This is a genomic window from Saccharicrinis aurantiacus (assembly GCF_947489045.1).
Taxonomy (GTDB): Bacteria; Bacteroidota; Bacteroidia; order Bacteroidales; family Marinilabiliaceae; genus Saccharicrinis; species Saccharicrinis aurantiacus.
In genome coordinates this window covers 778,854-805,299 of the sequence record NZ_CANLCN010000001.1, presented here as the reverse complement: position 1 = coordinate 805,299, position 26,446 = coordinate 778,854, and the positions used below count along the sequence as shown (strand labels likewise).

19 protein-coding genes and 1 riboswitch are annotated in these 26,446 nt (G+C 35.1%); of the genes, 4 read left to right on the top strand and 15 right to left on the bottom strand.

Features of this window, described 5'->3' with window-relative positions; all coding sequences use genetic code 11:
• Window positions 1-231: 231 nt before the first annotated feature.
• From QMO11_RS02930 to QMO11_RS02885, 10 genes are all read right to left on the bottom strand, one after another.
• Window positions 232-2,250, bottom strand: a complete 2,019-nt coding sequence (locus QMO11_RS02930; protein WP_282035958.1) for a TonB-dependent receptor — start codon at window positions 2,248-2,250, stop codon at window positions 232-234.
• A 119-nt stretch (window positions 2,251-2,369) separates the two neighbouring features.
• Window positions 2,370-3,065 carry a hypothetical protein gene (locus tag QMO11_RS02925; protein ID WP_282035957.1) on the bottom strand — a complete coding sequence of 232 codons (696 nt, stop codon included), beginning with the start codon at window positions 3,063-3,065 and terminating at the stop codon, window positions 2,370-2,372.
• 286 nt (window positions 3,066-3,351) lie between these two features.
• Window positions 3,352-4,146: a DNRLRE domain-containing protein gene (locus QMO11_RS02920; RefSeq protein WP_282035956.1), complete on the bottom strand. Its 795-nt coding sequence runs from the start codon at window positions 4,144-4,146 to the stop codon at window positions 3,352-3,354.
• Between the two features lie 18 nt (window positions 4,147-4,164).
• Entirely contained in the window at window positions 4,165-5,148 is a 984-nt protein-coding gene (locus QMO11_RS02915) for a T9SS type A sorting domain-containing protein (protein ID WP_282035955.1), read from the bottom strand.
• A gap of 85 nt (window positions 5,149-5,233) precedes the next feature.
• On the bottom strand, window positions 5,234-7,780 hold the full coding sequence (locus QMO11_RS02910) for a leucine-rich repeat protein (RefSeq protein ID WP_282035954.1): 2,547 nt from the start codon (window positions 7,778-7,780) through the stop codon (window positions 5,234-5,236).
• Between the two features lie 65 nt (window positions 7,781-7,845).
• Window positions 7,846-8,877 (bottom strand): T9SS type A sorting domain-containing protein, encoded by a 1,032-nt coding sequence (locus QMO11_RS02905; protein WP_282035953.1) that lies wholly within the window; start codon window positions 8,875-8,877, stop codon window positions 7,846-7,848.
• Window positions 8,878-9,202: 325 nt separating this feature from the next.
• Window positions 9,203-9,958 (bottom strand): YgdI/YgdR family lipoprotein, encoded by a 756-nt coding sequence (locus QMO11_RS02900; RefSeq protein ID WP_282035952.1) that lies wholly within the window; start codon window positions 9,956-9,958, stop codon window positions 9,203-9,205.
• 189 nt (window positions 9,959-10,147) lie between these two features.
• On the bottom strand, window positions 10,148-12,205 hold the full coding sequence (gene htpG / locus QMO11_RS02895; protein ID WP_282035951.1) for a molecular chaperone HtpG: 2,058 nt from the start codon (window positions 12,203-12,205) through the stop codon (window positions 10,148-10,150).
• A 444-nt stretch (window positions 12,206-12,649) separates the two neighbouring features.
• Window positions 12,650-13,327, bottom strand: coding sequence for an outer membrane beta-barrel protein (locus QMO11_RS02890; protein ID WP_282035950.1), 678 nt, complete (start codon window positions 13,325-13,327; stop codon window positions 12,650-12,652).
• Between the two features lie 44 nt (window positions 13,328-13,371).
• The gene (locus QMO11_RS02885; RefSeq protein ID WP_282035949.1) at window positions 13,372-14,571 is read right to left on the bottom strand and encodes an erythromycin esterase family protein; all 1,200 of its coding nucleotides are present in this window, start codon (window positions 14,569-14,571) and stop codon (window positions 13,372-13,374) included.
• A 200-nt stretch (window positions 14,572-14,771) separates the two neighbouring features.
• Here QMO11_RS02885 and QMO11_RS02880 point away from each other — a divergent pair, with 200 nt between their 5' ends.
• On the top strand, window positions 14,772-14,897 hold the full coding sequence (locus tag QMO11_RS02880) for a hypothetical protein (protein WP_282035948.1): 126 nt from the start codon (window positions 14,772-14,774) through the stop codon (window positions 14,895-14,897).
• 49 nt (window positions 14,898-14,946) lie between these two features.
• Here QMO11_RS02880 and QMO11_RS02875 read toward each other — a convergent pair whose 3' ends face one another.
• The 4 genes from QMO11_RS02875 to QMO11_RS02860 all read right to left on the bottom strand — a co-directional run bounded on the left by QMO11_RS02875 (window position 14,947) and on the right by QMO11_RS02860 (window position 16,791).
• Window positions 14,947-15,255, bottom strand: a complete 309-nt coding sequence (locus tag QMO11_RS02875) for a 4Fe-4S binding protein (RefSeq protein WP_282035947.1) — start codon at window positions 15,253-15,255, stop codon at window positions 14,947-14,949.
• Window positions 15,256-15,280: 25 nt separating this feature from the next.
• A complete protein-coding gene (locus QMO11_RS02870; RefSeq protein ID WP_282035946.1) occupies window positions 15,281-15,775 on the bottom strand; it encodes a DUF4405 domain-containing protein in 495 nt (164 codons plus the stop codon).
• Window positions 15,762-16,145, bottom strand: coding sequence for a hypothetical protein (locus QMO11_RS02865; protein WP_282035945.1), 384 nt, complete (start codon window positions 16,143-16,145; stop codon window positions 15,762-15,764). Before QMO11_RS02865 ends, QMO11_RS02870 begins: the two co-directional genes overlap by 14 nt.
• A 76-nt stretch (window positions 16,146-16,221) precedes the next feature.
• The gene (locus tag QMO11_RS02860; RefSeq protein WP_282035944.1) at window positions 16,222-16,791 is read right to left on the bottom strand and encodes a Crp/Fnr family transcriptional regulator; all 570 of its coding nucleotides are present in this window, start codon (window positions 16,789-16,791) and stop codon (window positions 16,222-16,224) included.
• Between the two features lie 145 nt (window positions 16,792-16,936).
• On the opposite strand from QMO11_RS02860, the gene QMO11_RS02855 reads away from it, so the two are divergent.
• A complete protein-coding gene (locus tag QMO11_RS02855) occupies window positions 16,937-19,642 on the top strand; it encodes a tetratricopeptide repeat protein (protein WP_282035943.1) in 2,706 nt (901 codons plus the stop codon).
• A 227-nt stretch (window positions 19,643-19,869) separates the two neighbouring features.
• Window positions 19,870-22,365, top strand: coding sequence for a DUF3857 domain-containing protein (locus QMO11_RS02850; RefSeq protein ID WP_282035942.1), 2,496 nt, complete (start codon window positions 19,870-19,872; stop codon window positions 22,363-22,365).
• Between the two features lie 324 nt (window positions 22,366-22,689).
• Here the strand turns inward: QMO11_RS02850 and QMO11_RS02845 are convergent, their stop codons facing one another.
• Window positions 22,690-23,379 carry a hypothetical protein gene (locus QMO11_RS02845; RefSeq protein ID WP_282035941.1) on the bottom strand — a complete coding sequence of 230 codons (690 nt, stop codon included), beginning with the start codon at window positions 23,377-23,379 and terminating at the stop codon, window positions 22,690-22,692.
• A 341-nt stretch (window positions 23,380-23,720) separates the two neighbouring features.
• Window positions 23,721-23,937: riboswitch (cobalamin riboswitch) on the top strand.
• Window positions 23,938-24,065: 128 nt separating this feature from the next.
• Between QMO11_RS02845 and QMO11_RS02840 the strand changes: the two genes are divergently transcribed.
• Window positions 24,066-26,423, top strand: coding sequence for a TonB-dependent receptor (locus tag QMO11_RS02840; RefSeq protein ID WP_282035940.1), 2,358 nt, complete (start codon window positions 24,066-24,068; stop codon window positions 26,421-26,423).
• Window positions 26,424-26,446 lie beyond the last annotated feature (23 nt).

Below are 26,446 nucleotides of genomic sequence, written 5' to 3'. Positions count from 1 at the left end.
TTTAAGTGATACTGACGATGTACTTTTAGAAGTACCACGCCGATATTCTTTTCTCAGATAACGTGCCACAATATATACTCTAGTTTAACAGAATACTCAAACCATTATTTATCAGCCAATAATGAAACTAGCATGAATCTTAACTATATTTAATAACGAAACATTAATGTAGCGGTGAGATGGAAATACTACATTTTTGTAGGAATAATGACCTTTTAGCGCCCACAGTTATTATATTGTAAATGCCAAATGAACTTTATAATTGCGGCCAACTCCATACAAATAACTCCCGAAGGCCTGATATTCTGTATCAAGAATATTATTTACCGTAAACACCACACAAACATTCGATTTTAATAATCCGAAATTATAACTTACCCCTGCATCAAGCAAAGCATATGCATCCCGTTCGTTTTGTCCCCATGTTTTTTTTACGGCGTAAGGAGGCAATCTATTGTATGGAAGCACATAGGTATACTCGGTATATATATTGGCTAATTTATTATGTATATTTTTCCGATATTCGAGCTTACTCCTTACCCGACCAGGACTAATACCCTCTAAAGGAGTTCCTTCTCCTAGAATATTTGTACCACTAATATCGTCGCCAGCAGCAATGGTAAATGATGACGCGCTATTCCATTGACCTGCTTCGGATACTTTACCAGTATAAAGGTTAAGACTAGCATCAACGCCTAAAACTCGTGACTTTTCGATATTCTCAAATGTAAATTTATTTTGCTTTATAGCCACTTCGTTAATACGATTCACAAAGTAAGAAAACCAAGGATTAACAACGACATTTCCATGGTTAAACTTAAGCTTTAAATTCCATTCAAAATTATAACAAAGCTCAGGCTGAATATCTGGGTTACCTACAAAAACACCTCTGCCTCCGTAATGAACTCCTGCTGCTTCCATTGGGTCGGGAAAACGAAAATGCCTGCTTAAACTTAATGTGTTTTGCCAATATTTATTCACATCAACAGTCCAATCAGCCCCACCACTTATATTCGCATAAGTACCCGTATGCATCTGATCTTTTAAAAGTTTACCTATGTCTCCCCTAAGACTAAACCCCAATTGGTGTTTCTGCTTTTTATAGGTAATAACGGTATAAGCTCCTCCAATTTTTCGGTCTTGGCGCAATGTATCTTTATAATAATTATGAGTACTGTGTGCTATATCTCTAATTTGTAAATCCTGACTTAATATTTCTATATTTCCATCAATACCATATTCAGCACACCACACTTTGTTATATTGGTTTAGCAACTTTAGTTTTAGTCCTCCTGAGTTTTTAAATTGATAACGCGTTTCTGTTAGAGCAACTTTTTTTGTTCCTGCATTTACCTGATCTTGCTCCTGATCGGTATTAAGCGTATTAAACCAAATATTAGTGCTAAAACGATTATTATTTCTTGTTGTTTTATCGATATTTAAAACCGATTCAAAATTATACCTATCGTAAAATGTTCGATAATCGTAAGGGTTATTCTGGAAACCGAGGGGTTTCTGTCGCTCTCCATTGTAAAAGTTATTATTCCAATTAATGAATATCTTTTTTTCCTCGAAACAACGGCTAATTTTACAATTAAGATTATTGTATTGATATGCTGAATTTAAGGCCTCTACGTTGTTTGGATACCTAAAATTATCGGACCTTACAACACGTGCACCAAAACTTACTACCCCCTGATCGCTCTGGTGTTGCAGACGCAGATTACTTGCTTTCTCTTGATTATTATTGGCATACGATAATCCTACTTTTGCATGTAATCCTTTTTTAGAATAACTTGTTTTCTCATTAATAAGTAATACACCTCCAATACTTCCGCTACCAAAGGCGATACTACGAGCACCATGCAATAGTTGAATATCGGAAACATTATTGGGGTCAATATCCTCAAGAGTATAACCATTGCGACCTGTCCCTCTTTTTACAATACCATTTTTCTCAATATAAATTCTACTACCATACATCCCTCTGATTACAACCGGAAATGTAGCCTCATGAATTTTTGTTATACCAGGAAGCCGATCGACTATATTTACAAAATTCTCTGTATTTATAGCTTTTATATCCTCTTGCTTAAGACTAACTGCATTGAGGTTTGTTAAGGGCTTTTGGTATTTACAGCTTACCTCAACTTCTTTTATTTGTACATCGGTTATCGAATCTGATTTTGACTGAGCGACACCTATTGATTTAAGACCAATAATTATAGCAATTAATAAACATACTCGCATAATATATAAGTTATAGGGGTGGTATACCATCAGAACATTCAAATGCTTTTGATGATAAACTTCTGTATTAACTGACAGACTAAAGTGTTCTCAGCTTTTGTAATATTTTATTTGCAGCACTATTTTTCTATTTCATTATCTTTAAAAATATACCATCTGATAGGCACATGACCGCCTCCTTGGCGCTCTATATGTTGCCACTTTAATAGTTTTCCTTCGGTTGTTTCAATCAAGTACACAGGCGCCTCTACCTCCTCTAAACGTACGCCTCTACCACCAATTACTTGCGTATCGTATGCATCCATAAGTAATTGTTCGCTTATTTGTATGAAACCATCTTTCCAAGGATACTTTATCTCATCATCCGGATCAATGGGAAAGACTCCATCGGGCCTTAACCCTTCTATCATTTTCTTAGTTACAAAATTGAAACTATTAAACGCTTCGCGTCCTAATCCCATATCGTCAGATTCAGTCACATTCAATGCTTTTGTATTTGGATCTGTTGATTCATCGCCATATAAGATTACAATTGGTCGTCCGCCATAACTTCCTGTTTCTGGGTCCATTATACGCCATGCTTTCATACGCAAATCCCACTTAAAATCAGGAAATTCGTCAATTGACTTGATTTCTTCAGAAACAAAGTTAACACCAAACCCCTCGGGGTAATTTTGAGGTTTAGTCTCTAATGTACCTGTAGATGGTGTCTGATCGGCGTCAAATCCAAAATCAATATCATTATTTTTAGCACAACTAATTATAAGGCTTGCTAAAAAGGAAAGTATTAAAACTTTATGCGTTAAACTTTTCATAATAATTTGTTTACGTGGTTTAAAAATTAGTTGGAGATACTTTTGTAAGTAATACCTCATTGTAAAAGCACTGATTTAGATTACAGAACTAATTCGATTGTATTCAACCCCACTGGGTGTGCTTGCTTAGTAGGGTGTTAAACTCGCAATAGGTATTAGATTATTACTACTTGCTTTTTAAAGCTATTGCTTGATTGGGTAAGCCCAGTGGAGTGAATACAATTGAAAACATAGTTGATATAGTTAACCAGAAACTGGTCATATCTAATTTCAACCCGGGTTTGGTTTATTCTTCTTTCTCTATTGAAAAATAAATCTTTAGAGTGGGTATATTAGTACTATCGTTACCAAAATAATCTTTAGAGTAAAAACGTTTGGTGGTTCCTCCTCCGGCCTTTTCCTCATCGCCAATTAACATCCAACCATAATTCTCATTCGGATGATTAAGCCAATACCTAACATTCTGAGTCATTTTTTTGCTAGTCCAGTATTTAAAACCATATTCCTTATCGGTACCTACTTCAGTTGTGGCACTAGGCTCTAGTACATAATCGCCACCCGGTTTATTCCATTTGGTATTATAGTATGAGCTATAGTACCAACTTACATCACTTGTATCAGATGGTGCACCTTGCCCTCCCAAAAAGAAGGACTTTCCTTCTGTCCATTTACTGAGGACTTGATGTAAATTGATGCTACTACTAGCACCTGAAGTTCTATCGAAATACAAGCATAATATTACAGAATCAATTACACTATTGGTTTCGAGCAAAGAAGTAGTGCTTAAGTCAAATTGCAGCAAAGCTCGTCGGATACTCCTAATGGCACCATCAGAATCTTGCCTTGTTCTGCCTGCAAAGATATGCCCTAAACTATTGCTAAGCGATGGTGATGATTCATCGGGTATTTGAATTATGGTATTATCTATGGTAACCTGAAGGCTTATTGAATCAGCATCTCTTACTGTTGAGGTTTCAGGCTCATTATTCTCTGGCGCATCATTTTTTGGTAATAATGTTTCTTCTTTGCTACAACTAACTAATAATAGTACTGCAAAAAAAACTGCTTTTATAAGTTTCATAACTAATATTTTTTAGGGTTATTGTTTAATAAAACGTTGTGTTTTTACCTGATTTTGATACAACATTTGAAGAATATATGTACCCGATGCTAAAAAAGACACATCGATGTTAGCCAATTTGTCGCTTACAGTGTTAGTATAAACAAGCTGACCATTTATGTTAAAGATATTGATCACCGATTGATCTTCGATACCAGATGCTACGCACAAATGATCAATTACCGGATTAGGGTAAATTTTAAACTCAGAGCTTGTTTTACTCGGATTTAAAGTACTTACGGAAGTTGAATAATAAACAATTAATGTAGGTACATTATCAGAATTATCATCATTTAAATCTTTTGAATAAAACCTTTTGGCAGTGCCTCCTCCCGATTGAATTTCGTTACCCTTTAGCAACCATCCGAAATTTTTGCTAGGATTAGCTAACCAATAGCTAACATCATCAATAAGTGCATCATCCTCCCAATAAATAAATCCGTAATCATCACTGGTTCCTACTTCAGCTGTTGCACTTACTTTAGACTCAAAATCTCCACCCGGATTATCCCATTTACTGTTACTATAAGAGCGATAGTACCAACTTACATCACCATCTTGCGAAGGAGCGCCAATACCGCCATAAAAATAAGATGCTCCCTCGGTCCATCCGTTTAACACGCGATGTAAAGTTATATTTGCAGGATCACCGGAAGTTCTATCGAAATACAAACGTACTTTTACACTATCAATAACATAATTTGGCACTTCTGTTGGTAAGGATTCAATATCAAACTGAACAAGGCCTCGCCTTATACTTATGGTTGCTAAATCGCCAGGATCCTGACGCGTTCGCCCTGTAAAAATATGTCCTAAACTATTACTGAGTGAAGAAGATTCTTCATTTGCTAATTGAATAATTGTATTGTCTTGCACTACTTTAAATACCAAAGAATCGGGTTCATTGGCCAATACACGAATTGACAAAACAAATAATAATAAAACAAGGTTTAAACTTTTCATTTTATAGGTTTTTAGGAGTTATTAATACACCTAGCAGCATTAAAAAAAACACTACCAGGTATATTTAAAACAAATTATTAGGCTTCTACTTTTTTATAAATATCTGAGACGATATACCGTTACTGCTTTGCAAACTCACCATGTAACTTCCTTGCTTTAGGCTCGAAACATCAAGTTTGATAGATTTATCGGCAGCCATTTGATATGATTGTAAACATTGACCGCTCATACTTAAAATTCGTATGATATATTCGTTGCTATAAGGTACATTGATATTAATGCTATTTTGAGCTGGGTTTGGATATATACGAAGGTTCTCTGCCTCATCTTTCTTATCATCAAAGCCTGTTGGAGCGCCATCGTACGGTTCTACTTCATCATCGGAAAACACGTACCATCTAATGGGCACATGACCGCCACCCTGACGTTCTATATGCTGCCATTTTACAAACTTTCCTTCTGTAGTTTTTATCAGATAAACAGGAGCTTCACTTTCGGGCAACCTTACACCACGGCCTCCGATTACTTGAGTATCATAAGCATCAAATAGCAAACTCTCGCTCATGGTTATAAAACCATTAGCCCATGGATATAGCGCTTCATCATCAGGATTAATAGGAAAAACACCATCTGGCTTCAACTGCTTTTGCATATCAGCCGTAACGTATTTAAAGTTATCAAAGCCTAAATATGCCAATTCAACACCCGAAGATTCGCTCACATTAAGCCCCATTGTATTTGGGTTTGTTGATTCATCGCCGTAAAGAAACACAACGGGTCTTCCTCCGTAACTCATTGTTTCGGGATCCATGATACGCCAAGCTTTCATTTTTAAATCCCATTTAAAATCAGGATTTTCATCAAGCGACACAATCTCCTCCTTAACAAAGTTAACCCCAAAACCTGCAGGATATAGTTGTGGTTTTGTTTCTAACACTCCCGATGGATATAAGTATGCATTATAGTAGTTACTAAGATCAGTAGTTGATTCTCCTATTTCAAATGTACTTGAGCCACCTTTCCAATAGCAAACCGGAATAACCCTATCTGCAGGAAAAACAATCTCACTTAATTCATTTGAATAAAAAGCTTTTCTACCAATATATGTGAGCCTACTTGGTAGGGTAACTTCAGATATATCATTAGAGTAAAAAGTATACGACCCAATTCTATCTAATAAACTGTAATCTTCAAAATTAAGCGCTTCTATATTATTAAAAGCAAAAGTATAATCACCAATGGTGGTAACACTTTTAGGAATAGTTACTGTACTGAGTTGGTTATTTCTAAAAGCCCAATTACCTATAAAATTTAGCTTACTAGGTAACTGCAACACGGCAATGTCATTTTCATAAAAGGCTTTACTTTCAATTACTTCTACGGCAGAAGGCAAGCTTAACTCAGTTATTTTTAAAGATGCAAAGGCTTCTTGTGCAATTGTTTTTACCTGAGCGGGTAAAAAATTAATAAGCTTCGAACTTCCTCCGTACGAAACTACAGTACTATTATCCCACTGATAATCTTTGGTACGTTTAAAAATTAGACCATTTGATGCTTCACCATTAACCAATGTAATATTATTATTATTGAAAGCTGCAACACCAATAGAATCAATACCTTCTGAAAAAACGAGCGACGCTAGTTGATTTGAGCTGAATGAATACGCTCCGATTACCTTTGTGGATAAAGGAAATGTTAGATCTTGTAAATTGTTTCCTGAAAACGAATAAGAATCAAACTCTTTTAAGGTACTGCAATTGGTAAAATCCACTTGCGAAATTTTATTGTTACTAAAGGCCTCCTCGCCTATTTTCTCAATTAGAGCATTCTCTTCAAATAGTAATGTTTCTATTGCGTTTGTTTTAAAAGCACCTTTTTCAATGCTTATAATATAACTTGGAATAGTAAGTGATTGAAGTTTATTTACACTAAATGCTTCAACAGCGATGCTTTTTAAAGCCCCATCTGCACTAAAACTTATTGAGGTAATTTGATTATTCGCAAATGCATAGTATCCTATTTCTTCAACATTCTTTGGTATACTAATGGTTTCTAAACTATTCTCCCTAAAGGCTGAGTTACCAATTTTTGTTACTTTATCAGGAATAGAAACCGTAGTTAATTTATTCTTGTAAAAGGCATTTAAGCCAATATCTGTTATACCAGCCCCTAGCTTTACGCTGGCAATACTGTTGTTATAAAATGCCGAAGCTCCAATACCAACAAGCTCATCTGGTATTTCTAGGCTTGTAATTTTATTATAAGCAAAAGCATAAGTTTTTATCGCAATTAGGCTTTCGGGCAAAATTATCGCTTCTATTTTTTTATTGTAAAAGGTTTTCTCTTCTATATATTTAACTGTAGTCCCATCAATACTGTTGGGGATAATAATATTTTTATTTTCGAAATCGTAAGTACAATTGTGAATTACACCTAGCGATGTTATACTAATTTCATCTTTAGTTAAGGTATGGTAGGTAGTAGTATTCTCTTCGTGCAGCACAGCACCATTCCCAGTATCTTGATAGGATAGCAAGGCATGCCCTGCTTCAACATTAAATAGGTTAATAAATAGTACTAATAACAATAAACTGGTGGCTTTTAGTTTGGTACTTGGTTTTAATAGTTTCATAAAATGGTTTTTAAAGGATGTCTTATTATCTCATATGAGATAACGCTAGCTAAATTTTTTTGATGTTATTTTACGATAAGTTTGAATGAGCTAACACGCTGTGATTCTTGAGATATTTCGCATATATATATCCCTGGTATAAGGTTAGAAACATCAATGTGCTGACTGTTTTGATTGAGTTGAAGAAACTTAACCGGTGTACCCATGGAGTTATAAATAGATAAGGAACCATTAACCTTTAGGTTAGTTTCTAATATAAAAAACGAACTTGCTGGATTGGGATATGCTCTATGCCTTAGCTTTATTTGATCAGGTATATTAGTTGAAACTTGCTTTCGCTTACATCTAATTGATTGCCCTTCGGTATGGTGGCAGCCAGCAATCCACATATTGGCACTATTGGGCACAGCCATGCCGGGTGTTGTGCCATTATCTGACTTATCGCTAGGATAATCTCTATTTGTAATAACCATAGCCATACGTGCATTTGTCCATGGCTGAGAAGGTCGCATACGCTCCGTGCACCAGAAACGTGCGGTTTCGTCTAACTCACGATAATCAATAAGGGTAAATTGCGTTCCATTATACCTATTGCGAAAACCTGTAGCTAGCACATTAAACCCCGACGAGTTGGTTCCTTCTTCACCCGATTTCCAATAACTTGTGCTTTTTAATTCATAGCCTGCTCCGTTTACAAGTATGCTTCCAATATCGGTACCATTCATATTAATGGTACTATCATATTCTTCGCCCATAATATCTTTGGCCAAAGCCAAAAAATCATAAAACGATGGCAATTCCCATCCGCTTGGACACACATTTTTTTCGCTTACTGCAACATCCCACGAATAAAGTTTTCCATATGTTTCTGTGTAAGTTGGATCATCCTTAAAATCGAAAAAACCATCTGCAACATCAATGGGCGTGCCATCGTTGTATTTAGTTACCTTCAGGTTTTCAGTCATCCATTCTGTTGATCCGAATACTTTGGTGGAATACTCGTTTCCATCAATATCTATTACAGTACCTTCTTGCGCTGCAAGTGGCGTAATAGAAGCAATGGTTAATAGTGTTAAGAGTAATTGTTTTACTTTCATATATCTATCGGTTTTTGTTTACAATTGGTTTTGTTCGTTATATATCTTTAATAAGATAACCGCGATATACTTTCAACAGATAACGTGCCGCAATATAAAAAACCACTCCACCAAACAACCAAACAACTATATATCAACCCCCTAACAATATCACACCTCCAAATAATTAAAATTATTCATTGAACATAAATGTAATTCTATCGCCTTTAAATTACATTTATGTAGGATTTACACTTCAATTTTAGGACATAAAAAAAGCCACTTGAACTGAATCAAGCGACTTTCATATTTTTAGACTTTGAATTTATATTCAAGATTGAATACTTTAATTCTTACTATTATATAAGTGAATATGCTCAGTTAAATCTCTCCACTTACCATCAGGGTATGATTCAGCTATTTTTGAGTTATCACTCCAAAACATAGTAAATTGTTTTTGATAATCTTTCTTAGTCAATTTATAAGCCGCATTATCACTATTCTTTTTTAAGTAATATGATTTAGCAATTCCACCTGCTACATTAATGCCTCCAACACCTAATGATTTTGTTTCTTTAGCCTTTGGATCGTGGTAAACACTAATATTTTCACAAAAACTTGGATTTAATAATTGCACCAAGAGCATATTTGTTTTCTTCTTGATCTTAACATCAGTTTGTTCAAAATAAGCATATCCTTGATTTATTAGATCTTGATTTAAACGTTGATTATTCCACTTTTTAGAATCGAAGACAACATCATATGCTTTTGATAGCTTAGTTAAACCACTAGGTGGAAGATACATATGTTTAATATCATCCGGTTTCATTTTGTGCTTCTTTCCACTTCCATCTTTAATTTTAACCTGTTCAATTAGTCCTTTCTTTCTATCTAAATCTGTGATGTTTCCTTTTACTTCTGTTCCATCATTTAAGGTAACGTAAGCCAACTTTTTATGAGAAAAAGCAACAGAGGGGCTTAATAACATTTCTTGCTTAGATACTTTCTCCTCTACTACTTCTGGCTGCTCAGCTTGGGCTTGAGCAATTAAATTAGCACTACACACTAGTAGTGATAAGGAAAATAACGATAATAATTTCATGTATTAGGGTTTAATGTAATGCCTACTCTTTCGATTTTCGGCTAACTCGTTTTAGATTATATCCTATAACGGTATACATCGAGGTTATGTTACATAAACCCATCCATAGCATAACAATTTAGAATGATTATAAAAAAAGCCGCTTGAACTAAATCAAGCGGCTTTCATATATCTGAAACTATTTGTTTCTTAAATTAAATCGATGCTACGTTTAACAAACTTAGTTAAGGCCTCACCCTTAAGCATGTTGTTTGATAAAAGAGCCAAGTCAATTAATTGCGATACCAATTTATTATCAGTGCTAAACTTACTCAACACTTCTGTTTTCTTAGTATTTAACTCGCTAATTTTCTTGTCAACATCCGCTAACTCATCTTTCTGAGCTTGCTCAATCTCTTCTTCTTTTTTACCCTCTTTAGCTTTTTCAAGCTCTTGGCGCTTGCCATTTAAGCTCTCAATTTTGCTGCGTAAACTATCAGCTTCTTTACCTACAGCTTCGTTTTTATCAGCTAAAATACGCTCAACAATTGGGTGATTTTCGTTTACTACCAACTGGTAGCTATCTGGCATTTCGCCGTAGAAATTCATTCCACCGCCACCTTGCATAGCGCTCATCTCTTTCATACGACGCATAAACTCTTGCTGCGTAATAATAGCCGGACTAGAATCTTTACCCATTGCTTCAAAAGCAACAATAAAGTTCATTTTATCGCCATTAGGCACTTGTGCAGAGAATACCGAAGTTAAATCGTCTTTATCGCCAGCAGAAAGTTGCGACTCTAAAGTAGATTCTTTTGGTATTAATTTTTCAGCAACATCACTATCTACACGAACAAAACGCGATTTCTCAAACTTTTGCTCCAAGTGATTCACAAAGTGATTGTCAAGCTGACCATCCATTACTAACACATCGTAACCTTTGTTTTTAGCAGCCTCAATAAAGCTATGTTGCTCCTCAACATTAGTGGTGTATAAGTAAACTAACTGATCGTCTTTATCCGTTTGGTTTTCCTTAATAATATCTTTGTACTCATCAAAAGTAAAGTACTTACCATCGGTATTTTTAAATAAAGAGAACTTCTGTGCTTTATCGTAGAATTTCTCCTCAGTAAGCATTCCGTAACCAATAAATAATTTTAACGAGTCCCACTTGGCTTCAAAATCAGCTCTATCAGCTTTAAAAATTTCAGCCAAACGATCCGCTACTTTTTTAGTAATGTGGTTCGAAATCTTCTTCACATTACCATCAGCCTGAAGGTAAGAACGAGAAACGTTCAACGGAATATCTGGCGAATCAATAACACCATGTAAAAGCGTTAAAAACTCAGGTACAATATTCTCTACCGAATCGGTAATAAATACCTGGTTGCTATAAAGTTGAATTTTGTTCTTTTGAACCTCAACGTTATTCTTAATTTTTGGGAAATAAAGAACACCAGTTAAGTTAAACGGATAATCCACATTCAGGTGAATGTTAAAAATCGGATCTTCGCTCATCGGATATAAATCCTTGTAGAACTGATTGTAATCCTCATCTTTTAATTCAGATGGAGTACGTGTCCAAAGTGGAGCTACATCGTTAATTTGGTTCTCTTCAGCAGTCTCTTCTTCTTTACCATCTTTCCACTCAGTTTTGTTTCCAAAAACAACTGGTACAGGTAAAAATTTACAATACTTATTTAATAAAGTAGTGATCTCTGCTTTTTGCAAGAAGTTTTCGTTCTCCTCATCAATATGAAGCACAATATCAGTACCTCTATCCTCTTTCTCAACCTCTTCAAGCGTGTACTCAGGGCTACCATCACAAGTCCATTTAACAGCTTTAGCGCCATCTTTATGCGACTGTGTAATAATGTTTACCTTTTTAGCCACCATAAACGATGAGTAAAAACCTAAACCAAAGTGACCGATAATAGCGTTTGCATCATCCTTATATTTATCAACAAACTCCTCAGCTCCTGAAAAAGCAATCTGATTAATGTATTTCTCAATTTCTTCAGCCGTCATACCCACACCTCTATCAGAGATAGTAAGCGTTTTAGCCTTTTCATCAATACTAATCGAAACTTTTAATTCGCCTAGTTCACCGTTAAACTCACCAACGCTCGATAGCGTTTTCATTTTTTGCGATGCATCAACAGCATTCGAAACTAACTCACGTAAAAAGATCTCGTGATCTGAGTATAAAAACTTCTTAATGATGGGGAATATATTCTCGGTAGTAACCCCAATATTACCTTTTGACATAATATTTTAGTTTATATTGATAAAACAATTTCTTCACTCAGTTTATCAAAGCCTGTGCCAAGTCATTTCCCATGCCACAAAGGCAGTTTTGCTGACATCAGACTGACACATCTTCAAGCCAACACCCTTTGTTCTGACAAGCTTTCACCTCTCCCACAAATCACAATATAAACTTTCTATTATTTGGGCAGACAAACGGGCTATACACTATAATAAAGCTTCCGTTTTTGCAAACGCTGCATGGTCGGTGCGGGGGCTCCTATGGTCGCCTCCACTCTCCCTGCATCGTGGCAAAACAAAAGCTTTATTGCCGTTGCTATCCCTGCTGCACCCATGCACTACATCTTTGCACCTCGTCATGGCGAGGAACGCGGCCACCTCAAGGCGCCTTGAGATCGCTTCATGTTTTGCGAATACGAGCCGCATTAAAAATTCAAAAGCACTCTAATGCTTAGCAAACAAGCTATTGATATTTACGCCAACGTTAAACTCATAAAACTTATCACTAATGGATAAAGCACTATTATCATAAATACTACTAAATGGCGGACAATACTCAAATTCGATATAAACCAACTCTTTGTAATCAAAGCCAAGGCCTAATATTCCACTCAGTAATGTACTCTTATACTCATCAACAATCTCTTTATAAATGCCAATAGAATTCTCACCTTGCCCCACCTGAACATCGTTATATGCTATTAGAAAATCACTTCGTAAACCTAATAGTAAATAAGGTTTAAAAGTAGTCTCAATTGGTGTAAACCTACCTGCTAAATTTAGCACAATATTATGAAGCACTAGGTTCTGCTTTGTATCAGAAAATACAGGATCAGCCTCATCTGTCAAAATTTGAAGACTTTCGTTAAAGCCTTTCTGTGCATAGCCTATTTCAGGTCGGAGTGCTATAAACTTATTAAACTGCTTCTCAACATTGGCATAAACCGAGAAACCAGTGTAATTATCCTTCCAATCTGTTAAATCACCAAACATATCACTTTTATACTTCCATTGCTGATTAGCTAAACCCACCCCTAGTCGGATTCCATAATTATCAATCACTTGTGCTTTCGCAATACTACCTGCTACAAGTATTAGTACTAATACAATTACTTTTCTCATTATTATAGATTAAGTTAGTTAAAAATCGTGTTTCTCTTTTCTACTTATATTCCTTCATCAAGCTTTATGCAAGGCTCCATTGTTGGAATATAAATTATACCATCAAAAATATTTGCCCATTCCTTTTTCATTGAAACTTCATAAATGATATTGGCCGAAAACTTGGTGTTTTTATCAGGTAAACCCTTTAAATTAATAAATGAAGTTTGATGGTAATTCTTCTTCATCCAGGATTCCAATGATTTTGAGTTAGGCTTGTTTTTTTTACTTGCTACATTGCCACTTGCAAATTTAGAACAGCCATCGTATGAGGTGAAACCGATATTATACATATCCTCACCTAAAACATCGTGCAAGCCTGTACCAAAATAATAAAAAGACGTTTCAACATCTTTAGATATATGAACGTTATGCGCCCAAACAATAGCCTTTTTATTAGGATACCTTTCTTGTAACAACCACAATAAATTAGTAGTCATTGCACTATCCCTTACATTATGATATTCGTATTTTTTAACCCCTTTTCTATATTCTGTTTGCTTTAATTCAAAATACGCCAATAGGCATTTAACTTCTTGATGAAAAAAATCATTGTCTTCAATATGCCAGGCCTTAACATATTTAATTAGTTTACTTATTTCCTCTTTAGAGTTGCTGTTGCCAAACTTTAAGGACTTTCTAATGGCCGAATAAAACCAAGCAGTATCTGGTATAAGTACATTATTTTCGGTGCATAGCTCTTTTAATTCTGCAACATAGTCGAACTTATAGAAATACTTTTGGTTATCAATAGCACTTACAATTAGTGGCTTATTACTTTGGTAGCTTGATTCTAGATATGCAAATAAATCAGAACATTGGGTACAATTAGTCCAAATTGGAAAAATGTATTTCTTTACTTCATTAAAATCAGGATTGTCATCTTCTCGGAGTTTTTGTATGGGATAAAAATTAGATTCAAAAATGAGCAGATCAAAATCACACTCCTCATGAAGATACTTTACCAAACCTGTCTTAAATTGCATGGTAGTGCCATCGCCATGATTTTGTTCTCCCAATAGCACAACACGGGCATCTCCAATAGATTCTTTAATAATTTTAAAACGAGACTCATTATCAGAGTCTGATATTGAACTTACATTGGCCTCTAAATAAGTCTTTATATTTTGAGGTTGCGCATTGCTATTATGCGATAAGAATACTAGTAATAGAATTGTTAATTGTAGACATTTATGGTAGATCATGGTTCTGTTTATTATAAGGAATACCTAGAGTAATATCCCATTAAGGTTAATGCGCGCAAGTTAACAAAATATTTTATTGTGAATAAAAGCACCTCACTAGTAAATAATATTTGTCTATTCTTTAATTTGTTAATTCTTGTAAAATTATGAATACCCGAGGTTAATAAAACAATGACTTTGGTGAGCAAATATCTAGATCAATGCAACAGCTTAACGAAATTACGAAAGAACATAGTGCCAGCAGTGAGGAATTAAGTGCTAGTGCAGCACGCCTATTTCAGCAGTCGGATGATTTAAACAAACAGATTAGTGCTTTTGCAGTTTAGTGCTGCAATTCATTCAAAGAATACATATAAACAGGATAATCTAAATAACTCAGATAGCCTGTTTATGTATGGCAAATTCGTGACACTGTTTCATACACAACCCACACGAAGTGCAAGCATCAGTATTGATGTCGGCTTTGTTATTTCCCTTTATCCAAACTTTTAAACGCCCTTTAAACGGTAATTCCTTTACTTCATTTGATGATAAAGATTTAATGGATATAGCAGAAAATGGGCAAACATCAACACAGCTACCACAACCATCGCACGATGTTTGATTTACCTTAACAATACCATCCTTTATACTTAATTCTTCTGCTAACTTTTTAGCAATTATTTTCTGTTTAAAATTCTTCATTTTGTTTTCTTATTAATTTCAACACTTAGTTTTTGCCAAAAACGTTTTTAGTTAAGGCAACGATCCATTTAGAATAACTGAGTACATGGATTACAAAAAAGATGATTAATAATAAGCCAAATTTATTGTGTAATCCAAGCACTAGCTTTGAGCTACTTGTATCTTCCATAACAAGCCATGGTATTAGCGATGTGAGCGTTGTTGCTATAAATAGAATAAGTAAAATAAGGTTACGAATCCATTTTTTACTTTTGCCTACCTTGCTAAATAACTTTTTAAACCAACTTATATGCTGATATAAATGAACACACACCAAGCCTATTGTTATTAAGGATGTAACAATATGAGCATTAAGCCAGAAACCACTACTCATACTTAATGTATGATGAGAAGCAGGTTTACCTGCATGGTAGCCTAATAATATTATACCAGTAAATATCATTATCAGAAATGGCAACAGACTCGCCATATCCACATAATAATTCCTTTTGGCTTTCTGTAATTTATTAGGCTCCTTCATAACTCAATGCTGCTTCGTTTGTTTTTTTCTTTACCATCCCCCTTACTTTAATGCCAATACGCGTGCCAATAAGTAGCACAGAAAAACACAATACAATGGTACGCTCATTAACCGCAAGTCCTAAATGATCACCTGCAAAACCTGAACTCCATGAAGCAAATTCGTTAATGCCAATTTTTAATAGGTTACGAACCAAAGTGAATAATCCGAGAATGACAGGAATTATCGCATACTTCAAATTAGGATATTGATTTAAAACAGGGAATCGCTTTGTAAGCGGACTATATATATTGGTAATTTTTGTGTTAATGGTTTTATAAACCCATAACACAGCACTTTTGCCTTTTTGTAAAAATGTAGAATAAGTCATCTGTTGCAGCTTTAATTTTTGTACACCACAAAGTTGCGACTATACAAAACCTAAAACATTGACAAATGATAAAAAATCACTTTTTGGCCTTTATTCTGCTTAAACTTTCTTGAGTAATACCCAGATAACTGGCCAAGTTTTTATTGGAGAGACGCTGAACCATTTCTTTTTTATGAGTCAACAAATATTCATAACGTTCCTTGGCACTTAATCGTAAAAACGTTTCAATACGCCAGTGATTATTCAAATAAGTAGTTTCGAGCATTTTAATATAGAAATCTCTAAATAGAGTAGTTCTACTTATTAGTTTCTGAAAATCATTGTACGATATAAATTGCAATTCCGATGCTTCAATAGCATATATAAATTCAGTAGACGCAGTTTGTTTAATAAAGCTATGTAAGGAGGATAAGAACTGATTTTCGAAGGAAACATGACGAATGGTTTCTTGTCCTTTGGCATCAATAAAAGAAGTCTTTAAACTTCCACTAACAATAAAATAGAGCGAGTGACACACCATTCCGCTTTCTAACAAGAGCTCATCTTTGGCAACCTTAAGCGGTTTAAAATACTGAACAACTTCAGGTATCTCATTATCCGCATCGGTAAATCTATTGGCAAAAAATTGTTCTAAACTAGCTTTCATGTTGTTTCTGGTCTATTATCACAGGCAAAACAAATGTACAAAAAGCCTAGTCAACTTATTTACAATAATAAAATGATTTGATAAGTATGAAGGAAGTTTATAGCTATTTATTATTTTTGAGTCCTCACATAATATCTCGGAATATATGCGCTTTACTAAAAAAGTCACTCAAACTATAATACTCATACTTTGTATCTGTACGTATAGTCACGCACAAAGCATAGAATCGTTACAAAAGCAAATTAAAGATAGCTCGTCAGATACTGAAAGTCTGCGCCTTTACAATAAAATTGGCGTTGCCTACCGCGATATTAATTACCACAGCCAAGCCATACAAGCACACAATCAAGCATTAATATTGGCTAAACAAGGTAATGATAGTAGCACAATAGCTTCAACCCTTAGTTTATTGGGTACAGCCTATTTACGCAACATGCAAACAGAAGAGGCTGAAGGCAATTACCTAAAAGCTTTGTCCATAGCAAAAAACAATAATATCTATTCCGAAGAGATAAACACACTCAATAGTTTAGGTCTTTGCTACAAACAAATGGGCAAGCATACACAAGCGCTAAAATACCACAAACAAGCATTGGAGCTTATAAAAACCAACGATCAGACAGAGAAACAAGCTGCTACCTTAAATCACATTGCCAACCTATATTTATCAATGAATCAGCATAACAATGCGTTAAAATATTACAATGAGGCATTGGATTTTTATGCTTCTGAAAACGATAGTATTGGCATGGCAGATATCTATCGCAATTTAGGTATATCGTATCGTAACCAAGGGAAATATACCGATGCTGTGGCGCAAATAGATAATGCTATACAAATAGTACATAGCAGAAATATGGAAGCTAAAATGGCCGATTACCATCACTTATTAGGTGGTATTTATTGGCAAAGCAAAGCTTATAAAGATGCACTCGACAACTACCTAATTGCTTTGGAAATAAGGGAGCGCTTAAACTTGGCTATTCCAATGGCATCGACCTTAAATAACATTGGCCTCATTTATAAGGATCTTAATAATTATGAGATGGCCATTAATTATTACAAGCAATCGTTGGGTATCTATAAAAAGCTGAACGACATTAAACTAATGGCGCACATCTACAATTTATTGGGTAGTGTGAATTGGCAAATGAAGAATTTTGACCAAGCGTTGGATTATTACCTAGAAGCTTTGGCCCTCAGAGAGCAAATTAACGATCCTAAACTCATGGCTGCATCCTACAATAATTTAGGATTGGTTTATCGTAGTATGGGTGAATTAGAAACCTCGAAAGAAAATTACGAAACGGCACTTAATTTATATCAAAAAGCCAACGATAAAACCAACGTTGCGGCCGTATACCACAAACTGGGTAGCCTATATCTTAGTTTTGATGATGTAGCAAAAGCTGAAATTGAGTATAAAAAAGCGCTTGCTTTGCGCGAGGAAGCCAAGGACAAATTAGGAAAAGCCTCCACGCTGGTTGCTTTAGGTAAGATAGAACTAAACAAATCGAACACGGCCAAAGCAACGGAAATGTACAACGAAGCATTGGACATAGCTTTGGCTTACGATAATATTAACCTTGAAGCTAGCGTACGCAATGCCATTGCTGCTGCTTATGCAAAATTGGGTCAATATGATGAAGCCTACGAGCAGCTTCAGAAATACAATTCATTACGCTCTAAAATACTGAATAGCGAAAGCATCAAAAAAATTGCTGATATGCAAATTCGCTACGAAATGGAAAAGAAAGAACGTGCTTTGCAAGAGCAGAAACTAACCATATTCAAACAGCAAGAGCGCAACAAAAATCAACTCAACCTTATCTATTTTATATTAGCCATAGTATTGGTAACCTCGTATTTCTTGTTTTCTATTGCGCGCAAAAATAAGCTCATTAAAAAATCGAACTTACAATTGGCCGCTCAAAATACCGAGATATTAGAGCAGAAAGAGGAAATAATGGCGCAGCGCGATGCCATTGAAGTGCAAAAAAATGAAATTGAAAAACAACACGATATACTAGAGGTACAAAAGAAAAAAATAACCGATAGTATTTCCTATGCAGCCCGCATTCAACAGGCAGTTATGCCTCCCGAAGAACAAAAGAACAGCGTAATTCCTAATCATTTTATCCTGTTTAAACCTAAGGATATTGTGAGTGGCGATTTTTATTGGATGACCGAGATTGATGGTAAATCAATTGTGGCCACTGTAGATTGTACCGGACATGGTGTTCCGGGTGCTTTTATGAGTATGTTGGGTACTTCGTTACTTACCGAAATTGTGAATAGTCGCCAATGGAACGATGCCGCTGATATATTAAATGAATTAAGGACTAAAGTGAAAAAAGCCCTGCACCAAACAGGTAGTAAAAACGAAGCCCGCGATGGCATGGACTGTACACTTTGTATTATTGATTACAAAGCAATGCAGGTAAATTTTGCCGGTGCATACAATCCGCTTTATATTATCAGACAAGGCGAATTGATTGAGCAAAAATCGGATCGTATGCCTATTGGTGTATATGCCCGAGGCGAAAAACCATTTACCAACCATAATATACAATTACAAACTGATGACTTAATGTACACCTTCTCCGATGGTTATCACGATCAGTTTGGTGGCGAAAAAGGACGCAAGTTATTGGCCAAAAACTTTAAACAATTGCTACTCGATAATTCGCACCTACCAATGGAAAATCAGAAAGAAGTATTGGATTCGCATTTCGAAAACTGGAGAGGAAATTACAATCAGCTTGATGATGTTTTGGTTATTGGTGTTAAGGTGTGCCCTAAAGAAAAACAAATAGCAACAGAGCCTGAGTTGGTGGAGGCAAATACTTAGTAGTTTACAATGAAATGATATAAAAAAAACGCCCGATATTGATGGGCGTTTGAAATTATGGTTCCTCTTGTTTACAAATTATAAAGTAATACTTCATTTTCTACCCAATTACCATTAAATGCGCATTATTAGGTTTACACCATAACTGAAATAATTACTTATGCCAATTATTGACATTATGTAAATAATAAGTAATTTAGCGCACTTAATAAACCCAAAGCTATATTATGCGAATTATACATCTTGCCTTTACTATATCCTTATTCCTATTTAGTTTTTTAAATATCAATGGTCAATTCATACCCAAATGGTGTGAAACAGTTCATTATAACAAGGACTTTATTGCGCCTACAGAGTACCATTCTAGCGGCCTAAGCTATCTTTTATCCGATGTTCAAATAAATTTAATTTCAGAAGAATATTATACTCACATAGCATTAAAAATAACTGAAGAAAATGGTTTGGCTCAAGCATCTTCAATTACCCTAAATTATGATAGCACATATCAAACAGCAAAATTCCTTGCTATCAATATTATTAGAAACGGTACAGTGATTGATATCCTTAAATCTCAGAAACCTGAGATATTAAGACGGGAGCAATACCTCGAATTTGGGATAACAGATGGATCTTTAACTTCATATTTGGAGGTTAAAGATTTGCAAGTTGGTGATATATTAGAATATCGCTTTATAACTAAAGGGTTTAATCCAATATTAAAAGATTATTTACTAATATCTCAAAATACAAGTTATGATATTCCTATCGGCAAATTGCATATAAACTGTATTACAGACAAAACAAAAAAGTATAAACTAAACTTGACGAATAATGCGCCTACACCAATTATCAAAGAGGGTAATAATACTAGGCAATACATATGGGATATAAGCAATCCGCGTATTATTGATATCGAATCTGATATACCTTCGTGGTATTACCCAATACCAACTATTAACATTTCACCCGATACTAATTGGGAGTCTATAGCTAAATACGTTCTGAGCTTCTACAAATCAAACGAAAAATTTAGTGCCGAATATGAAACTTTATTAGATCGCATCAAATCTAGTTATACAACAAAGAGTGAACAAGCACGTTACGCAATACAGTATGTACAAAATAACATATACTATTTAGGTAATGAAGAAGGTATCTACAGCATCAAACCGAGACATCCAAACTTAGTTTTAAAGAAAAAATCAGGAGATTGTAAAGAGAAGAGTTGGCTTTTAACTTGTTTATTAAACGACATAGGTTACGAAGCCTACTCTGTATTGGTTAATACATTTCAAGGGCATGTTTTAGATGAAAAACCAATATCACTGGCAGCTTTCAATCATTGTGTAAATTGCTTAATCGACAATCAAGACACAATTTATATTGACCCAACAATAACAAATCAAGGGGGCAATTTGAATAATATTTTTTTTCCCAATTATGAAAAAGGACTGCTAATTAAAAATGGAACTACTAAGCTAAGTGCACTTCCTTTAAAGAATCCTGGCGAATCTAAAATAGAAGAAATATTTAATTCTAATAGCACCGAAGCTGCAACTCGTTTAGATGTAAAAACAATAATTACAGGTAGAAATGCAGATTTCAAACGTACAATATTCAAGAACATTTCGCTAAGTAACATTCAAAATGAATATTTAAAAAGCTATGCTAATAGATATTCTCGTATAGATACAATAGGTAAGTTTTGGTATAAAGATGATATTGAGGAAAATAGAATTGAAATTAGACACTCATATATAATTGATAATTTTTGGAATTATTTAGATTCCTTAAACACTAAAAACATATCTACAACATTGAGTGCTCGATCTATTCAAGATATATTACGACGTCAAACTTATCCGAACAGAAAGAGCCCATTAGCCTTAATTTATCCTTTAAATATTACTCAAACCATAATTGCAAACCTTCCCTATGAATGGCGCATAAAAAACGAAAAGGAAACCATAAGTGGTGATGGTTTCAATTTTTCAAGAACCGTTAAATACCATGATAAAGAACTCTATTTAAATTATAACTATAAGACTACGCAAGACCACATTAATAGTGATGATTATTTATCCTACCTTGATAACAATAAAAGTGTTTTCGATAAACTAAACTTTAATTTATGGTACAATACGGGCAGCCAAGCTAAAAATATTGAAGAAGGACCTCATCCATTTTTCGTACTCTTTATTGCCTTAATATTTGGCATCTGCATTATGCTTGCCTTTAAGGGGTATAAATATAATCCTGAAGTTGCACCTGAATTTAACGGAGCAAACAAAAAAATTAGGGGTTGGGTATTAATTCCTTCAATTGGCATAATAATATGGACACTATTAATGTTCGTATCCTTTCTTATTAAACTAAACTGGGGGATAAATTCTTGGCTTACACCAAATTTAAATAATAGCTCTAGTACAGATCTTTTATCTAGATTTGCTCTGCTCATAGGATTTATCTCAATAATAGTATTTGGCTTATTAAATTCAATCCTCTTTATCAAAAAACGAAGTAGCTTTCCAAAATTAATGATCGCCTACTTTATTTACTTTTTACTTTTTACTTTATTGGTTAGTACAATTATGTATTTTAGCTTAGGAGAAAAAGCACTCTTTTTAATAGGTTTGTGGCCTTTTATTAATTGCTGTATTTGGATTCCTTATTTTTTAAAGTCAAAACGAGTAATGGAAACTTTTACAAATAGAATAAAGTAACATCATGATAAATAAAATCTAATTAATACATTATCAAATGACATATATTTCATTGTAATGTTTTATATTTTAGCTTGACACATAGTTATGAACACTCTCCTCTGAGACACAAGCAAATCTCTCTGAATTTTAGATAATTTACTCACGGACTTCAAATTATTGCTCTGAAGCAGCTACTGCTTGCTCTGAAATTGCAAAAAGATACTCTGAGCGTTGCTAAAACTGCTCTGAGAATACCATAATTTACATTGAGACATAAAAAAAAGTCCCCGAGGAAGGGTAAGACCTACTCGGGGACTAGTAAAATAAGGGCTTTTGAGAATATTAACTAAGCACGTATTTCTTTTTCTTATCAGGATTATCCCAAAATATAAAACGGGCATACTCGCGCACTTCCCTATTTATATTAAGCAATAGCGTATATGCCTTATCGCGCAATACTTTAGATTCTGAGCTGCCATCACTATCACCATTGGCAATAGCCAATATTTCAGAAAGACTATGCGAAGTACTCCTTGAAACATCAAGCACTTCAAGATTAAAATTAATATCTGTTAGCGGATCAGGATATTTTTGTCCTAACACACCTAACTCTAATAAATCTTGAACCATATCAGCATTCCCGCTTCCTTCACGTATCCTACGCACCTTTTTCATTACATTAGGTAGTTTACGGTAAGCAAAGGTAAAATTACGCAACAAGTGCTTTTGTAATTCATACCCCTTAACACTTTCAATAGACCACTTTTGCTGTGCTTCCTTTTGGGCACGGTACTCGCCCATCCATTCTGCCTGGCAAAAGCGGAGTGCTCCCGCCAAGGGTTTAAGCTGCTCAATTAGGGTAGCATCCATTCCTACCGCTGTAAACGCCTCAACATCTTTGGCGGCCTCAATGGCTAGGGTTTCAGAATCAGCAGCAAGCTCATCGGCTGGAATTCTTAATTCAATAATTTCATCTGCTTTAACAGCATCAATTTTTTCTTCCCATAGTTCAAAATCACTTTGAAAACTCATATTTTATTCAATTTTAAATAAATATATTGCGGCAATTCCGTCGGCCTCTTCTTCCAAATCCATGGGTCCAATCAAGGTAGGTTGATGACCAGCCGACGGTTTATTACTGCAATACTTAAATTAAATTTAATAAAATAGATTAATATTATGTTGCGTTTTTAGAAGTTTTATTTTTCAACATCACACTAATAATGAACCAATAAGCTCTTGAAAACAGGACCTAGCTATACTAGAACAAGCTATTTGCATACTCGCGGCAACATTTCTTAGCACTTCAATCTGGAATTAATATAAATTAGATAGGATTTAGTTGGTTCTTTTGTTCCGAAAATATATTTGTTTACGTTTGCAGTCAAATAGGTGAACAATTAATGCGTCGCATTTTTTGTTAAAAGGGAATGCCGTTAAAATCGGCAACAGTGCCCGCTACTGTAAGTCTCACGTTCTTAATACAAGAACAGGCGTTTTACAACATACTCATTACCATTGCCAAGTTGGCGAGAAGGTTTTTGTAAAACAGAGATAAGTCAGGAAACCTGCCTATAGATTATACTAATGAAACTTCCGGGATAAGAAGTTAGTTTGTGACATTGAAATCCACATACTAAAACCACATTGCTTTATTGGCTATAAAGTAGTTATGGCATTCCCTCAGGTTTCAGTTTATAGAATATTTTAAACTGATCATGAAGACGAAAACTGTATTACTATTACTCATTTTGTGCTTGGGGCATCATCAGCTTAGTGCTTCTGACATTAAAGGAAGAGTGCTGAACAAGCATAAGCAACCCCTGCCCTTTACAACCATCAGTGTAAACCCAGGAGAACTTGGGGCTATTTGCGACAATAATGGAAACTTTGTATTAGAGAATCTGAAAAATGGTACTTATAATTTAACCATATCCTACCTTGGTTTTAATACCATTAAAAAAACCATCAACCTTAAAAACAAAGACTTAAACCTAAGCTTCATCCTTGAAGAAAACGACGAAAATATTGCAGAAGTAAGCGTTACCGCAGATAGGTATGCACGCGAAGTAAAAATGCAAAGTGTGGCTGCCGTTAAAGTTGATCAGCAATTTATTAGCGAAAATGCTTCGGGTAGTTTAATGCAAACGCTGAGTAAAATACCCGGCGTTAGTTCTATTGATGTGGGCTCATCGGCTTCAAAGCCGATAATTAGAGGCATGAGTTTTAACCGTGTGGCCGTAATTAATAATGGCGTTAAGTTAGAAGGTCAGCAATGGGGCGAAACACATGGACTTGAGCTCGATCAGTATGCCATTGAAAATGTAAAGGTGATAAAAGGCCCAGCCTCTATACAATTTGGTAGCGATGCCTTGGCCGGTGTTATTGAAATATTGCCCTCAAACATACCTGCTCCCAATAGTACGGTTGGCGAGGTGAAATTAATAGGTAAAACCAACAACGACCTTGTAGGAACTAGCTTTTTAATTAAGCAACGTAAAAATAAATATTACTATACATTGCGAGCCACTTATCTCGACTTTGCCGATTTGATGGTTCCTAAAGATTCTATTGAATACAACACCTACAATCTTATCCTTAACAACAATGTAAAAAACACGGCTGGACGCGAGGCTGCCATCACAACGGAAATAGGCAAACTGTTTGATCGGGGGAATACATCGTTTCAAATCTCAAACCTCTATCGAAAAACGGGCTTTTATGCCGATGCCTTTGGGGTGGAAATTAGAACACAAATTCCCATAGATCATGATGCAAGTAAACGCGATATCCAAATTCCGTATCAAATGGTAAATCACTTTCGAGTTTCGAACCATACGAGTATAAATTATGGCGAGAACCAGCTAAATACCAATATTGCCTATCAAAATAACATCCATAACGATTACGATCACCTTACGGATATTACAGGAAAAACTCAGGTATTTCCGGATGATCACCTCAATACCGGGCTGCAACTACACACCCTATCGGCCAATGCCAATTATAAAATAAAGTGGAGCACTGCTACACTAACTTCTGGCTTTAGCGGGCAGTACATTAAAAACCTGCGCAGTGGTTTTAACTTTAACATACCTGCCTACGAAAAGGCAATTGGTGGTATTTTTACGCACTACCAAAAACAACTTCGATCCGAAACTTTTTTTGATGCAGGATTAAGGTATGATTACGGATTTATTGATGTGGAAGAATACATTAATCCGCGTAACCAAAACGAAACGGATTCCATATTATCTACACCTATAAATCGAAGCTTTAGTAGTATTACAGGTACCATTGGTATATCTAGTCAATTGAGCGATAAGCTTCATGGCAAGGCCAGTTTTGGCAAAAGTTTCCGCGTTCCGTCAATACGAGAACTGAGTGCTTATGGTATGATTTGGAGCTCGGCACGCTTCGAAATAGGTAATCCTGAGCTAAACCCAGAAGAGGTGTATCAGCTTGATGGGGAATTGAGTTTCATAAGTGAATATATCGACCTTACGGGTGGTGCTTTCTATAGCTACTTTTCTAATTATATTTTTCCGCATCCTAGCGGTGGATTTAACGATATAGTGGGTGCCGGACAAATTTACAATTACCAAGAGACGGAAGCAATTAGAACTGGTGGCGAGCTTAGTTTATTTGTTAAGCCCAACGCTAATTTGGGTTTTGATGTATTGGCCGAATATGTATATGCCTTAAACCTGGATAACAATGCACCGCTACCGTTTACACCGCCTTTAAGTGTGGATGCATCTGTAAATTATAAAATCAAATTATCTAAAACCAAAGCGTATTTGCTCAATACCTTTTTAGGCGCCAAACATATGGCCGAACAAACTCGTGTGGTACAAAACGAGGTTCCTGGCAATTTTACCAATGCATCTACCATTGTATACTTGGGTGTAAGTGGCAAACTTGGAACTAAAAGCCAATCGCCCGATTTTATGCTGCGTGTAGATAATTTATTAAACACAGAATATTACAATCACCTAAGTATATACCGACGCATTAACATGCCCGAAGCAGGGCGCAACATACAACTCACAGTTAATATTCCATTCGGAAACTAATAGATAATCATAATAAATAAACA

What these genes read in the sequence shown, in the direction of transcription:
- QMO11_RS02930 (WP_282035958.1), bottom strand. Translation starts at nt 2,250, where the DNA reads ATGCGAGTATGTTTATTAATTGCTATAATTATTGGTCTTAAATCAATA.
- QMO11_RS02925 (WP_282035957.1), bottom strand. Translation starts at nt 3,065, where the DNA reads ATGAAAAGTTTAACGCATAAAGTTTTAATACTTTCCTTTTTAGCAAGC.
- QMO11_RS02920 (WP_282035956.1), bottom strand. Translation starts at nt 4,146, where the DNA reads ATGAAACTTATAAAAGCAGTTTTTTTTGCAGTACTATTATTAGTTAGT.
- QMO11_RS02915 (WP_282035955.1), bottom strand. Translation starts at nt 5,148, where the DNA reads ATGAAAAGTTTAAACCTTGTTTTATTATTATTTGTTTTGTCAATTCGT.
- QMO11_RS02910 (WP_282035954.1), bottom strand. Translation starts at nt 7,780, where the DNA reads ATGAAACTATTAAAACCAAGTACCAAACTAAAAGCCACCAGTTTATTG.
- QMO11_RS02905 (WP_282035953.1), bottom strand. Translation starts at nt 8,877, where the DNA reads ATGAAAGTAAAACAATTACTCTTAACACTATTAACCATTGCTTCTATT.
- QMO11_RS02900 (WP_282035952.1), bottom strand. Translation starts at nt 9,958, where the DNA reads ATGAAATTATTATCGTTATTTTCCTTATCACTACTAGTGTGTAGTGCT.
- htpG (WP_282035951.1), bottom strand. Translation starts at nt 12,205, where the DNA reads ATGTCAAAAGGTAATATTGGGGTTACTACCGAGAATATATTCCCCATC.
- QMO11_RS02890 (WP_282035950.1), bottom strand. Translation starts at nt 13,327, where the DNA reads ATGAGAAAAGTAATTGTATTAGTACTAATACTTGTAGCAGGTAGTATT.
- QMO11_RS02885 (WP_282035949.1), bottom strand. Translation starts at nt 14,571, where the DNA reads ATGATCTACCATAAATGTCTACAATTAACAATTCTATTACTAGTATTC.
- QMO11_RS02880 (WP_282035948.1), top strand. Translation starts at nt 14,772, where the DNA reads ATGCAACAGCTTAACGAAATTACGAAAGAACATAGTGCCAGCAGTGAG.
- QMO11_RS02875 (WP_282035947.1), bottom strand. Translation starts at nt 15,255, where the DNA reads ATGAAGAATTTTAAACAGAAAATAATTGCTAAAAAGTTAGCAGAAGAA.
- QMO11_RS02870 (WP_282035946.1), bottom strand. Translation starts at nt 15,775, where the DNA reads ATGAAGGAGCCTAATAAATTACAGAAAGCCAAAAGGAATTATTATGTG.
- QMO11_RS02865 (WP_282035945.1), bottom strand. Translation starts at nt 16,145, where the DNA reads ATGACTTATTCTACATTTTTACAAAAAGGCAAAAGTGCTGTGTTATGG.
- QMO11_RS02860 (WP_282035944.1), bottom strand. Translation starts at nt 16,791, where the DNA reads ATGAAAGCTAGTTTAGAACAATTTTTTGCCAATAGATTTACCGATGCG.
- QMO11_RS02855 (WP_282035943.1), top strand. Translation starts at nt 16,937, where the DNA reads ATGCGCTTTACTAAAAAAGTCACTCAAACTATAATACTCATACTTTGT.
- QMO11_RS02850 (WP_282035942.1), top strand. Translation starts at nt 19,870, where the DNA reads ATGCGAATTATACATCTTGCCTTTACTATATCCTTATTCCTATTTAGT.
- QMO11_RS02845 (WP_282035941.1), bottom strand. Translation starts at nt 23,379, where the DNA reads ATGAGTTTTCAAAGTGATTTTGAACTATGGGAAGAAAAAATTGATGCT.
- QMO11_RS02840 (WP_282035940.1), top strand. Translation starts at nt 24,066, where the DNA reads ATGAAGACGAAAACTGTATTACTATTACTCATTTTGTGCTTGGGGCAT.